The sequence below is a fragment of the Ligilactobacillus equi DSM 15833 = JCM 10991 genome, from assembly GCF_001435735.1.
Lineage (GTDB): Bacteria > Bacillota > Bacilli > Lactobacillales > Lactobacillaceae > Ligilactobacillus > Ligilactobacillus equi.
Genome location: NZ_AZFH01000001.1, coordinates 1 through 13,564, shown reverse-complemented (window position 1 = coordinate 13,564; position 13,564 = coordinate 1). Strand labels below are relative to the sequence as shown.

12 protein-coding genes and 1 pseudogene are annotated in these 13,564 nt (G+C 40.0%); 10 read left to right on the top strand and 3 right to left on the bottom strand.

The features are described from left to right. Positions 1-9 precede the first annotated feature (9 nt). The 8 genes from FC36_RS00065 (at position 10) to FC36_RS00030 (ending at position 8,345) form a co-directional block, all read left to right on the top strand. Entirely contained in the window at positions 10-1,068 is a 1,059-nt protein-coding gene (locus tag FC36_RS00065; protein WP_025020280.1) for a helix-turn-helix domain-containing protein, read from the top strand. Next, on the top strand, positions 1,037-2,506 hold the full coding sequence (locus tag FC36_RS00060; protein WP_025020281.1) for a RecQ family ATP-dependent DNA helicase: 1,470 nt from the start codon (positions 1,037-1,039) through the stop codon (positions 2,504-2,506). Before FC36_RS00065 ends, FC36_RS00060 begins: the two co-directional genes overlap by 32 nt. Positions 2,507-2,607: 101 nt before the next feature. Then, entirely contained in the window at positions 2,608-3,168 is a 561-nt protein-coding gene (locus FC36_RS00055; RefSeq protein ID WP_023858854.1) for an SAG1386/EF1546 family surface-associated protein, read from the top strand. Between the two features lie 51 nt (positions 3,169-3,219). Then, positions 3,220-3,894, top strand: coding sequence for a (d)CMP kinase (gene cmk / locus FC36_RS00050; RefSeq protein WP_023858853.1), 675 nt, complete (start codon positions 3,220-3,222; stop codon positions 3,892-3,894). An 87-nt stretch (positions 3,895-3,981) separates the two neighbouring features. Further along, positions 3,982-5,157 (top strand): 30S ribosomal protein S1, encoded by a 1,176-nt coding sequence (gene rpsA, locus FC36_RS00045; protein ID WP_023858852.1) that lies wholly within the window; start codon positions 3,982-3,984, stop codon positions 5,155-5,157. A gap of 98 nt (positions 5,158-5,255) precedes the next feature. Beyond that, positions 5,256-6,566: a ribosome biogenesis GTPase Der gene (der, locus tag FC36_RS00040; protein WP_023858851.1), complete on the top strand. Its 1,311-nt coding sequence runs from the start codon at positions 5,256-5,258 to the stop codon at positions 6,564-6,566. Between the two features lie 171 nt (positions 6,567-6,737). Continuing rightward, positions 6,738-7,013, top strand: a complete 276-nt coding sequence (locus tag FC36_RS00035; protein ID WP_023858850.1) for an HU family DNA-binding protein — start codon at positions 6,738-6,740, stop codon at positions 7,011-7,013. A gap of 66 nt (positions 7,014-7,079) precedes the next feature. Continuing rightward, on the top strand, positions 7,080-8,345 hold the full coding sequence (locus FC36_RS00030) for a tetratricopeptide repeat protein (protein WP_025020283.1): 1,266 nt from the start codon (positions 7,080-7,082) through the stop codon (positions 8,343-8,345). A gap of 15 nt (positions 8,346-8,360) precedes the next feature. On the opposite strand, the gene FC36_RS00025 is transcribed toward FC36_RS00030, so the two are convergent. From FC36_RS00025 to FC36_RS00015, 3 genes are all read right to left on the bottom strand, one after another. Then, a complete protein-coding gene (locus FC36_RS00025) occupies positions 8,361-9,188 on the bottom strand; it encodes a site-specific integrase (RefSeq protein WP_023858848.1) in 828 nt (275 codons plus the stop codon). Positions 9,189-9,321: 133 nt separating this feature from the next. After that, positions 9,322-10,113, bottom strand: coding sequence for a hypothetical protein (locus tag FC36_RS00020; RefSeq protein ID WP_023858847.1), 792 nt, complete (start codon positions 10,111-10,113; stop codon positions 9,322-9,324). Positions 10,114-10,125: 12 nt separating this feature from the next. Next, entirely contained in the window at positions 10,126-11,553 is a 1,428-nt protein-coding gene (locus tag FC36_RS00015) for a C69 family dipeptidase (protein WP_023858846.1), read from the bottom strand. Positions 11,554-11,697: 144 nt separating this feature from the next. Between FC36_RS00015 and thmT the strand changes: the two are divergent. Both thmT and lysA read left to right on the top strand, forming a co-directional pair. Continuing rightward, positions 11,698-11,889: pseudogene (gene thmT / locus FC36_RS00010) on the top strand (2-hydroxymuconate tautomerase); the annotation flags it as partial. Between the two features lie 59 nt (positions 11,890-11,948). Further along, positions 11,949-13,247, top strand: a complete 1,299-nt coding sequence (gene lysA, locus FC36_RS00005; RefSeq protein ID WP_025020284.1) for a diaminopimelate decarboxylase — start codon at positions 11,949-11,951, stop codon at positions 13,245-13,247. Positions 13,248-13,564 lie beyond the last annotated feature (317 nt).

The window sequence follows — 13,564 nt, the reverse complement described above, 5'->3', positions numbered from 1 at the left end:
CTGTCAATTATGGAGGAAAAGTGGCTCCGTTATTTTGACCAGCAACAAGCTCGGAGGCCGGCAGTTTTAAGGCAGTTAATGCTTGGTAAAGTAACCTCGTCAGTTGCTTTTTGGGCTTGGACTTACGACTGGCTTAAGTACTATTATTTGAACCCGCATTTAAAGAAAGAGATTTTCGATCAAGAAATTAAAAACTTACAAAAAAAAGGTTACCTGAGTGAAGGTGAGGCAGGGATGGTGCTCACAAATCAGGGACAAGCTTTTTTGGCGGCTACGCAAACTGGAATTTGCATTCAAAAGCCTGAACTTTTTGGGCGCATCAATATGAAGCTTTGGCCTGAAGCCTTGGCCTTATGGGTACAGGTGTGTTCTGAACTTAGTTATAGTAATTCTCATTACCGGGTTTTGAGCCAGAGAATTTTCCTGCAAAATCAAGTTAAAATGGTTTTGCAACAGGTAGATAAGGCTCAGTTCGTGGTGGATTTTAGTCAAGCTTTGGATGCTTTTTTAGCACAAGAAAAACCACAAGCGGCCCTGGCCTTCGCTTTATTATTAGCTGGTCACCAGCAGACGGGTTTTACTCAAACACAGGTTGCAAAAAAAGTGGGGTGGACACCCAAACAAGTTGAAGTAAATTATCTTGATATGGTCAGTCGGTTGGGGGAATACTTTTTACAGGCAAATGATAAGTTAAAGTGTCTAGTTGAACCTTATTTACGACGAAATGTACTTTTTTCTGAACCAGCTCAGGAAAGTTACCGGCTTTTTTTAAAAGGTTATTCACGACAAAAAATTGCCCAACTAAGGGGGGTTAAAATCAGTACAGTTAATGATCATCTTCTCTTAGCGGCTATTTTATATCCTGATTTTGACCGTAAACAAGCCTTTGTTCAAGCTGCTGATCGGGAGATTTTAAGACAGTATTATCATGGTTCGCCGGAAAAATGGCGCTATAAGGATATGCAGCAAAAGCGAGTAGATGTTGAGTTTATTAAATTTCGAATTTATCAAATTCAAAAAATGCGTGAGGTAGGCTATGGACAAACTACAACAATTTTTACAAACTAATTTTGGATATGAAGATTTTCATGCAGGACAAAGAGCTGTGATTGAAAGTCTTTTAGCCGAGCAAGATACCATCGCAATTTTACCGACGGGTCAAGGAAAATCTTTGTGTTATCAATTTATCGGACGTTACTTACAAAAAACGGTTGTTATTATCACTCCCTTATTATCATTGATGCAAGATCAAATTGAACAGTTGCGCTTGCAAGGAGTAAAAAAAGTGGTAGCGATTAATTCGATGCAAGACTGGGCTAGTCGGCAGTTAGTTTTGCGGAATTTGACCAGTTATCAATTCATTTTTTTAGCTCCGGAAATTTTTCAAAATTTGGAAGTTAGTACAGGTTTGGCTCAGTTAGATTTAGGTTTGTTAGTCGTCGATGAAGCTCATTGCATTTCCCAGTGGGGTCCGGATTTTCGACCGGATTATTTGCATTTGGGTCGGATAAAAAAACAAATGCATAACCCGCCGACCTTGGCTTTGACAGCCACGGCAACGCCCAGAGTGCGTGGCGATATTCAAAAAGGTTTAAATATGAAAGACCCCTTTGAAGTACGTTTATCGGTTGACCGTCCTAACATTTATTTAGCGAGTTTTGAGAGTCAAAATGAGACTGATAAACAAGTTCAACTTCAGAACTTATTAGGTAGGTTACAAGGCCCTGGTCTGGTTTACTTTTCTAGTAAGAAGAAGGCTAGTCAGATGGCTCAAGTTCTGGGGCAGATGAGTAATTTAAGGATTGGAGCTTATCATGCGGGGTTGAGTAACCAGGAACGCTTTATTATTCAGGAACAATTTTTACGTGGACATCTAGACGTCGTCTTTGCTACGAGTGCCTTTGGTATGGGGATTAATAAGAAAAATATTCGTTATGTAATTCATTACCACCTACCGGTGACATTAGAGGATTATCTTCAAGAAATTGGCCGTGCTGGGCGAGATGGTCGCCAAGCCATTGCGGTGCTTTTGTATAGTCCCGGTGATGAGCGCTTAGCCCGTTTTTTAGGGCAAGATTACTTGCCAGATCCACAAGCGATTAACTTTTATAGTCAAAATCCACAGTCGCTAAATTCAAAAGATCCCGGTCAAGCGTTATTGGCTCGCTTTTTTAATGATGGTTTTACAGCGGGGCAGTTAGAGCAAATGTGGACACAAAGAAAGCAAGAAAAGGCGCGAGCATTGCAGGAAATTTTAGAATATATTCATAGTGAAACTTGTCGTCGACAACAAATTTTAACTTACTTTCATGAGCAAGTAGTCGTTGAGCATACGACAAATTGTTGTCAATTAGGGGCGGCAACCATCCCCTTCCAGACTTTGCAACTAGAAAAAAAAGAGGACGAGGTAGATACCAACAAATTAAAAATTCAAAATTATCAGCAATGTTTAGAAGTGCTTTTTAAGGATTTTGGAAAAAATAGCGACCTTGAGCTACCGAATTAAGGTAGGGTGTGATAAAATAAGATGTATTAAGGTCAGGGAAAAAGGCCAAGTTCACGATAGAAGGGAGTTTACCTCGGTAATCATTACGAGGGCAGAACATTATGAGTGATCATCAAAAGAAACCATGGAATAATACATTTGAAGATGATAAAGATGATAAGGGGAATCTTTCACGAACAGCTAGTCGGAAAAGTAATAAGAAAAATAATATGTTGACAACTGGTTTATTAGTAATTTTTGTTGTCCTTATTGTAGGGGTGATTGGACTGTACTTTGTCTCTCAAAATACCTCTAATCCTACGGGTAGCTCCGATAACGAAGTGACCATAGCATCCTCAAGTAGTGAAAAGTCAAGTAAAGTCAAAACTTCTTCTAAAAAGAAAGCTACGTCTAAAAGTGAAAAAGAAGAGTCAGCTAGTGAAGCTGTCTCTAGTGAAGAAACAATGACTACGACAGAAGAATCTGTTACATCGGAATCCTCTGAAAGTGAAAGTGCGCAAGCATCTGATGAAACAGCTAGTTATGCTACGGTGGCAGCAGGACAGGGAATTTATCGGGTAGCTGCCAACCACGGGTTATCAGTCAGTGAATTAATTCAGTTAAATCCTGGTTTATCTGCGAACAGCAATTTAACACCGGGACAACAGTTAAGAGTAAAATAAAACAAAATTGTGGCTTTGGGCCACAATTTTTGTGTGTAAAGGAAGTATTAAATGATGAAGAAAATGCAAATTGCTATTGATGGTCCGGCAAGTGCGGGTAAAAGTACAGTAGCTAAACTTGTAGCTAAAAAATTAGGTTACATTTATTGTGATACGGGTGCTATGTATCGAGCGGTTACCTGGGCGGCACTGCAAAAAGGTATCGCCGTGACTGATGACCTCGCTTTAGCGAAGTTATTACAAGATTTTAGTTTAGAGTTTGTCCCTGCAGAACCAGAACAGAAGGTTTTAGTAAATGGTCAAGATGTTACTAAAGCTATCCGTATGCCGGAAGTAGCTAACAATGTTTCAGCAGTGGCGGCTCAAGCTAGTGTTCGCACTGATTTAACTCAAAGGCAAAGAGATATTGCGCAAACTGGAGGCATCGTTATGGATGGTCGTGATATTGGGACCACGGTTTTACCGCAAGCGGAAGTTAAAATCTTCCTGATCGCTTCAGTAGCTGAACGAGCTTTACGTCGCCACAAGGAAAATCTTGAAAAAGGTATTCCTTCCAATTTGAAGATTTTAGAAGATGAAATTGCTCAAAGAGATTACAAAGATTCACATCGAGAAATTTCGCCTCTAGTCAAGGCCGTAGATGCTACTGAGGTAGATACTACGAGTTTAAATATTGATGAAGTAGTCGCAGTGATTATGGATTTGGTGGCTCAAAAAGAAAAATAATCGATAAAAATAAATTTTTTACTGGTATTTTAAGTAGTAATAGTATAAAATGTAATTTAGAGTTAGTCGTTAAGGAGGACATAGTCCATGAGTGAAACAGAAGCAAACAAGGATTTATTGGAAGCTTTAAACAGCGTACAAGATGTTAAAGTTGGTGACGTTGTCAAAGGGGAAGTTTTAGCCTTTGATGATGACCGTCAAGTGATCGTTGGAATTGAAAACGCCGGTGTTGAAGGTGTAGTTCCTGCGCGTGAATTGAGCAACGATGCTGAATTATCAGTTGGTGACGTGCTTGATTTAGTGGTGGTTTCTAAAATCGGTTCTGACAAAGAAGGCGGTAGCTACCTCTTGTCACAACGTCGCCTTGCTGAACGCAAAGTTTGGGAAGACATCGAAAAGAAATTTGAAGCAGGCGAAACAATTACAGCCCCAGTTAACCAAATTGTTAAGGGTGGTTTAGTTGTTGATGCAGGCGTACGCGGCTTCGTACCAGCTTCGATGGTTTCCGACCGCTTCGTAGAAGACTTGAAGCAATTCAAGGGTCAAACATTAGAATTTAAGATTGTTGAAATTGAACCAAGCGAAAACCGTTTGATTCTTTCACGTAAAGAATTAGTTGCACAAGAACGTGAAGCTAAGAAGAAGGAAGTTATGGACAAACTTGTTGTCGGCGATGTTGTCGAAGGTAAGGTTGCTCGTTTAACTAACTTTGGTGCTTTTGTTGACTTGGGTGGTGTTGATGGTTTAGTTCACGTTTCAGAAATTTCCTTCGAACGGATTGACAAACCTGCCGATGCTTTGAAGGTCGGTCAAGAAGTTAACGTTAAAGTTTTAGCTGTTGACGAAGAACGTGACCGCATTTCATTGTCAATCAAGCAAACATTACCACAACCATGGGACAAGGTTGCCCAAGAAGTTGCCGAAGGTGATGTTTTAGAAGGTACTGTTAAACGTTTAACTACTTTCGGGGCCTTTGTTGAAGTTTTCCCTGGAGTAGAAGGTTTAGTGCACATTTCACAAATTTCACACAAGCACATTGCAACACCAAACGAAGTATTGAATTCTGGTGAAACTGTACAAGTTAAGGTTTTAAGTGTTGATGTTGCTGCTCACCGTTTAGCATTATCAATCAAGGCTTTACAAGAAAAGCCAGTTGCTGAAAAGAAAGAAGTAGCTCCAGCACCTGAAAAAGTTGAAGTTCCAGAAGAAGAAACTGGGTTCACTTTAGGTGATGTAATTGGTGACCAATTAAAACAAGACTAAGTTAGTCAACTTTGAAACTGACCCAAAAGTCATACTTTTGGGTCAGTTTTTGCTGAAAAATGATAAAAAAGAACTGATTTAAGAAAAGAGGTAAGGATATGGCAAAACCAATTGTGGCGATTGTTGGACGTCCTAATGTTGGGAAATCAACTATTTTCAACCGGATTGCCGGTGAAAGAATCTCAATTGTGGAAGATACGCCAGGGGTTACTCGGGATCGAATCTATACTAGTTCAGAATGGATGGGACAAAAATTTAATTTGATTGATACCGGTGGGATTGATATGGGGAACGAACCGTTTGTAACCCAAATTACGGAACAAGCCCAAATTGCGATTGATGAAGCGGATGTCATTGTTTTCGTAACATCTGGACGTGAAGGGGTAACAGACGCCGATGAAAAAGTTGCACGGATTTTATATCAAACAGATAAACCTGTAATTTTAGCCGTTAATAAAGTTGATAATCCGGAAATGCGGGCGGAAATCTATGATTTCTACGCTTTGGGTTTCGGTGATCCACTCCCAATTTCTGGGACTCATGGAATTGGAACCGGGGATTTATTAGACTTGATTTGCCAGAATTTCCCGGAAAAAATTACTGATGAAGAAGATGGCTCTATCAAGTTCTCCTTTATAGGTCGGCCGAATGTAGGTAAGTCTTCTTTGGTTAATGCCATTCTAGGAGAAAATCGGGTGATTGTTTCCAATATTGAAGGGACGACCCGTGATGCGATTGATACCAAGTTTGTCACAGAAACCGGTGATGAATACACTATGATTGATACGGCTGGGATTCGGAAAAAAGGTAAGGTTTACGAAAGTACTGAAAAATATTCTGTTTTACGAGCTATGCAAGCGATTGATCGTTCTGATGTGGTTTGTGTGGTATTAAACGCTGAAGAAGGAATTCGGGAGCAAGATAAGCACGTGGCGGGCTACGCCCATGAGGCCGGGCGAGGCATTATTATCGTGGTTAATAAGTGGGATACTCTGAAAAAGGACAATAAGACCATGAAGGATTTCGAAAATTTGATTCGTCAAGAATTCCAATATCTTTCCTATGCGCCAATTGTCTTTGTATCAGCTAAAACTAAACAAAGATTAGACCGCTTGCCAACGATGATTAAGAAGGTTAATGAAAACCACTCACAACGGATTTCTTCTGCGGTCTTAAACGATGTCTTAATGGATGCTATTGCTCACAACCCAACGCCAACTGACAATGGTAAGCGACTACGGGTTTACTATGGAACCCAAGTAGCGGTTAAGCCACCAACTTTCGTAATTTTCGTTAATGATCCGGATTTGATGCACTTTTCTTATGAACGTTTCTTAGAAAATCAAATCCGAGCAGCCTTTGATTTTGAAGGAACGCCAATTCACTTAATTGAAAGAAGAAGAAAGTAAAAAATCCCTGAAGCTGAGCAAAAATTCGGGGCAAAAAGCTTGCTATATCAAGCTTTATATGGTATTTTATTAAGTGAGCAATGATTTTGTGAGTCATTGTTTTTACCTGTAGCATCAGGTAAGCAAGGCTGTCTTTGGCAGTCGATCTCTTTAGAGGAGGTGAAATTACACATGGCAAACAAAGCACAATTAATCGATACTGTTGCAGAAAAGACAGGTTTGACTAAGAAGGACGCAACTGTTGCAGTTGACGCAGTTTTTGGTTCAATTCAAGACTTTTTAGCAGAAGGTGAAAAGGTACAATTAATCGGCTTCGGTAACTTCGAAGTACGTGACCGTGCTGCTCGTAAGGGTCGTAACCCACAAACAGGTGAAGAAATTCAAATTCCTGCAAGCAAGGTTCCTGCATTCAAGCCAGGTAAAGCTTTAAAGGATGCTGTTAAATAAGCTTGTTTAACACAAAGACCGGGACTTTGTCTCGGTCTTTTTGCTGGAAAAGAAAAGGAAGATAACATGACATTTGCAGAAGAAATGCTCCAAGCCCTCAGTGATGGTGACTTGGATTTAGCCAAGAAAAAATTTATTTGGTCTCTACGTAAGGATAGTCCTGAAATGGTCTATTCTATGGCAGAAGAACTCTATGCTTTAGGTTTGAATGATATGGCCAAACGTGCCTACCAAAAGCTCTTAGCGGATTTTCCGAATGAAGATGATTTGAAAACTGCTTTGGCAGATATTGCCATTAATGATGGTCAAGATGGAGAAGCTTTGAATTATCTAGCAGACATTAGTCCAGACTCACCGGCATATATTTCTAGCCTTTTAGTAGCAGCTGACTTGTACCAAACCCAAGCGATGTTTGAAGTCAGTGAGCAAAAACTCTTAGAAGCTTATCGCTTAGCGCCTGATGAAGAAGTAATTCAATTCGCCTTGGCAGAGCTATATTTCAATATGAAGAAATACCCACAAGCGGCGGAATACTACCTAGACTTAATCAAGTCTGGAGTTATCAACTATTCCCGGGTGAACTTAGTGCAACGCTTAGGGATGGCCTATGCTTTAGCTGGAAAGTTTGAAAAAGCTTTGGCTTACTTAGAACAGATTCACGAAGAAGATTTGGATGCCGATACGCGTTTCCAATTGGCCTTTACCCAAGCACAATTAGGTCAAGAAGAAGAGGCTATCAAAAACTACACTAAGTTGAAGGAAGAAAAGGCGGATTATGCGACGACTTATCCGGCCTTAGCTGAACTGCAAGCAAAACACGGTGATTATGCCGATGCCTTGATTACGGTACAGGAAGGTTTAGCAGTCGATGAATATAATGTCCTGTTATACCAATTAGCGGCCCGCTATGCGACAGCTTTGGGTCAACCGCAAAAGGCGGAAAAATATATTCAAGAAGCTCTGGAACAAGATCCTGATAACCTAACTCTAGTCCTGGAATTAAGTAATCTTTACCTTACTAACCAAAAGGACCAAGAAAACATCGACTTTTTGACCACTTATCTGAAGAATGATGAAATTGATGCTCAAATTTACTGGAATTTGGGACAATCATACGCACGTTTAGATGACTATGAAAGAGCAGTGGAGAACTATGTTGCTGCTAAGCCCGTTTTGGAATCTAATCCTGATTACTTACGGGATGCGGCTTACTTCTTTAGAAATGCAGGGGAACGGCAATTAGCACGCGAATGTGTGAACTTATTCTTACAGGATAATGAAAATGATGCCGAAATGATTGAATTGGCTGATCAATTAAATGATTTCTACTAAAAAATGCGCTGAATCTCAGCGCATTTTTTTGAGGATTAAATTACGATAGTAAGCTAAGGATTGAGGAGGAAGATGCATAATATTCATCAATTGGGTATCACTTAAGCTTTGATTTTGGATGATAAAGTTCATGACCGCAGCTTGTAACATTTCACGGGGGGCAGGCTTAAATCCTAAAGTTGCAGTATCTTTGTTAAGATATTTATGCAGGGCATAGATGGTTAAACGTGGGGCATCAGGTCGGATGTGTTGCTTCAAAAAGAGGTCATCACAGGCTTGACGCAAGCGCATGGTTGCTTGTCTTTGACGAAAATCTTGATAAAAAGTGGCTTGACTAGGGGTGAAGTCTTCATGTTCTAAGACGCGATAGAAACCTTCTGCCATCATTTCTTTGACGGAATAAAATCGTGCAGTTAGCAACATAATTAGGCGTGTATAGTCGGTAAGTCTTTCGTCGGCTAGATAAGTTTCCAAATCATCGGTCCAATTAAGGGGGACGGCGAGTTCAGTAGAACGTTTTTTGCCGTGAATATTAATGGTTGGTAAGTCCGCTGAGGCTTTAATGGTGAAAAGGAAAATGAAGTAAATATTTAGATGAGAGAGCACCTTATTATAGGTGGTATTTTTATATTCACGCTTAATTGATAGCATTTCGAGATAGTCACGAACGTCATTTTCGCTGAGGACTTTGACCAGTCCAATTTCTTGGTAGGTACGATTAAAGTGGGATTCGTAATTAAAAAAGTCGGTTAAGTCATTATAGAAATCGGCAATGGTTGAATCTTTGAGTTTTTTAACATCTTTTAGATAACGTTCGAATTGTTCTTGATAAGGGTAATCCATAGTAATAGACCTCCTGATTAGTTATGTTAACTTTAGTATAACACATTTCATCAGCTAATGATGAGGAAGAAGTGTTTTGTGATAATAAAAAGGAATTACTGACATTCGTCTTGGAATGTTAGTGATTCCTCTTCTAAAAGTAAATAGTTTTTTGGGCGGCAATTACGTGGACGACTTCTCTGAGTTCGGCCGGTGTCATAGTGGCGGTAAGATTTAAATCGTAACCTAAGGTTAAGTCCGCTTGGCTAACTTGTTCTAACTGTCCAACCGATGAAAAATCGTGATAAAGGTCAAAAGCCTGGAGGTATGCCTGGAAGTCAGGTTGCCAGTTTAGGGGGTGACCTTGTTTTTGAGCTAGGTCATCAAGTCTCAATAAGAGCTCGGGACTGTAGGGATATGCCGCAAAGGAAGACGCTGTTGCCAGTTGCGTAGTAAAATACTTGGTTAGTTGTTTATAGTTTAGGGCGGGTTGCTCAGTGGCCATACTTTGAGCAATTAAGAGTATATCTAGTTGTGCGGCGTTTAAGTGCTTTTTTAATTTTTTAATGCGCGTTTTGTGGATACCTTGTGGTAAAAAGCTAGGGAGGTAACCAATTTTTTGACCATCTTTTTCCAAGATAAGGGCAATGGCTCCAAGATAGCCATTATCACTAGCTAAGGCAGTTACCGTATAAGGTCCGATGGTAGTGGGATAACCCAAGGGTAAAGTTTTCATATTTGATGGATAGGTAGCTAAGATACCTAAGCGTGTCATTTTTTGTAATAGCATGAATAAATCAAGACTGAGGTAAAAGTCATGGTCAGGATATTTGGTCAAAAGATCGAGGTTGCTTTGACTAAGGTGAGTTAAAATCGTGGTTTGTCCTAAAGTGTCTAAGCCTAAATCAGGGAGTAAGACCCCGGTGGGATAGGTTTGTATATTCATTGGTTAACACTCCTATAAGTTGGCGTCAGTTTTGAAATTTAAAGGTGATTTATCGGTGGCTAAGGTAATTAATTTATGGGACAATTGTTGGTAAGCCTCAATTCCCTTAGCTTGCCACGTAATGTTTTTTTCAGTTAAAAAATTGGTTAGATCTTGTCCTTCAAGTTTAAGAGCTTGTATGTCGCTGGCATGAACTTCATAACGGTAGTAAATATTTAATTTTTCTTGCACTTCTTTGACTAAAGGCATGAATTCGTGGTAGTGAGCGTCAGCTAAGACCCCGACGTGTTTGTAGATCCAGTAAGCAGAATCTGGTTGGTATTCTTCTTGCCCTATCTTGTAAGCTGGATGAACGTCACTTGCTCCAGGATAAATAGGAACAAAAACGCTTTGCGCTGCGACTCCCATAGCTAACCATTGGATACCAGCAATTGCTGGTGGTAAGTTGGGCCGAATTTGTAAAACATGAGCCTCTTGGGTTTTGGCTAAAGAAATAGGTCGGAACTTGTGTTTTTGGGTGGAGCTGCCTTGACCGACAGGATCATATTCTGTCCCTTGATAGTGGGAGCTCAGAAAGTCAGTAGCATCTTTTAAATCTAAAAGTCGAGAGGCTTTGCGTATAAAGGGGAGTTCTTCGCTCATTGGGTCTTGACTAATTTCAGGGTTGAACATTTTTTGACCATACCAAACCCGAGGAGTGCTATAAATCTCATCGCTTAAAGTTTGAGTTCCAAAAATTTGGCGGAAGTTAAAACCATTAGGGTGAGGGTTTAAGTGGTTTTGAGCTACAAATTCTTGAATCCCCGGAGCAAACAAGAAGTTGTCGGGATCTTCAAAGTCGATTTCTTGAATTGCTAATTGATTAGCTACGACGGCATAAGCATCGTCGGGAATGCGTTGGGCGACCCAGTAATGGCCAGAACCAACTTCCATGTACCAAACTTCGTCTTGGTCCGCAAATAAAATTCCATTAGCTTCGCTTGTTCCGTGTTCTTGGATGATTTGTCCTAAACGTAAAATTCCTTGGCGGGCGGTTTTGACGTAAGGCAAAACAACGGTCACCATGGCTTCTTCGCTTATACCTCCAGTTACGAACGGATCAGCACCGAGAACCCTTTGGTTGGCGTAAGCTGATTCGGTTGCTGACATGGCTACGCCATACTCATTAATACCATCTTCTTCAAATAAACCGAATTTATCAGTCCATTCAGGTGTCGCGCTATATTTATAGGCGACTTCAGGAAGGTTAAGCTTTAAACCGGTATCGTTGGAAGTAAAAGTATGATTAGGGATTTTAGTCCGCGGGTGAATCACCAAGTGTTTTGGCCAAGCGCTTTTAGCATCTTCATTGCGTCCAATTATTGTTGAACCGTCAATAGAGGCTTTTTTCCCAATTAAAATACTGGTGCAAGCTGAAAGTTCTTGTTTTGTTACTGTCATGTAAATCCTCTTTTCTTATTTTTCACTTATTTATTCTAACAAAAAATCCGTTAAAAATTTAGGGGAAAGGTTAATAATTTATTGCCTTTTGATTATATCTTGTTTATAATGATAGCAATATAGTAAGAAGAAAAGAGGAGTCGGGTTATGCCACTTGTTCATATTGAATTAATCGAAGGTCGTTCACAAGACCAATTGAAACACTTGGTGGAAGATGTAACTAAAGCGGTCACTGCGAATACTGGTGCCCCAGCTGAACATGTCCACGTTATTTTAAATGAAATGAAAAAAGATCGCTACGCTGTAGGTGGCGTCTTAAAGAGTGACGAAAAATAGTGGGAAAAGAAGCTGGGTTTTCTGGCTTCTTTATTTTTTAAAAGAAGGGATGAAAGAACGTGTTAAAAGTACCAACAAATGAGGCTGGACATCTAACAATCGGTGGTGTGGACGCCTTACAACTAGCACAAGAATACCAAACACCTGTCATTGCCTATGATGTGACAGCGATTAAACAACAATTACGTGACTTCAAAAAGGCCTTTGTTAAAGCTGGGGTGCCTTTTCACGTTTCATATGCAAGTAAAGCCTTTTCGGCGCTGGCCATGTATCGTTTGGTTGCTAATGAAGGGGTTGGTTGTGACGTGGTTTCTGGTGGGGAACTTTATGCTGCCTTAAAAGGTGGGATGCCTGCAGAAATGATTGAATTTCACGGTAACAATAAAACACCAGAAGAATTAGAAATGGCGGTTGAAGAAAAAATTGGTCGTATTGTTATTGATAACTTCCAAGAAATTAGATTTTTAGATAAGATTTTGCGGAAACATCACACGACTATGAAAGTTCAATTACGTATTACTCCCGGGGTTGAAGCGGAAACCCACTCCTATATTTCCACTGGACAAGCGAACTCCAAATTTGGTTTTGATATTATTTCTGGTCAAGCACGGAAAGCTTTGGAAATGTTAATAGCCAATCCACGTATTGAAGTTGAAGGGTTGCATTGCCATATTGGCTCCCAGATTTTTGGAACAGCTGGCTTTGTAATGGCTGTTAAGAAGATGGTTCAAATGATGAAACAGTGGCAAGATGAACTGGGCTTCGTGACTAAGGAACTGAATATTGGTGGGGGATTTGGGATTCGCTACACTGACCAAGATCAAGTAATTGATACAGAACAGTTTTCTCACGATATTTTAGGGGCGGTTAAGGATGAAACGCAACGTCAAGGTTTAGCTATGCCAGAAATCTGGATAGAACCGGGGCGGGCCGTAGCAGGTGAAGCAGCCACAACCTTATATACAGTCGGTTCACGTAAAGATGTCGATGGGGTTTGTCACTTCTTAGCCGTGGATGGCGGGATGGGAGACAACATTCGTCCAGCTTTATACCAAGCAAAGTACGAAGCTTTCTTGGCCAAAGCTCCACAAGCCTTAAATGAACAAATTGTTACTGTAGTTGGGAAGTACTGTGAGTCTGGTGATATCCTGGTTAAAGACTGTCCTTTACCAAACACGCAACCAGGTGACATCTTAGCGATTCCGTCAACGGGGGCTTATGGTTACACGATGGCTTCTAATTATAATCGTAATGGTCGTCCAGCCGTAGTCTTTTGTGAAAATGGTAAGTCACAATTGGTGGTTCGACGTGAAACTTTCGCGGATATGTTAGCTTACGAAATTTTACCAGAAGAATAAAAGCGAGAAATCTTTAGGAAAGACCTAAAGATTTTTTGTTTAGTTTTGAAAAAAATTCGAGAAAGTTCTTGACGATTTTGGTAAAAGCAAGTATGATATTAATTGTTGCTGATTCAGGTATCAATTTTTAATTGTTTAACTCAATTAATTGAATTTGGTACAATTTTAAAAGTTATTTGAGCAGTTTAGATAAAAATATTTAAAATTAATTCTTGACAGTTTTGTTTGTTAAGGTTATGATATAGAAGTTGTCGCAAGACGGCGAGTAGATCTTTGAAAACTAAACAAAGTTTCGACAAACCAAATGTGTAGGGCCA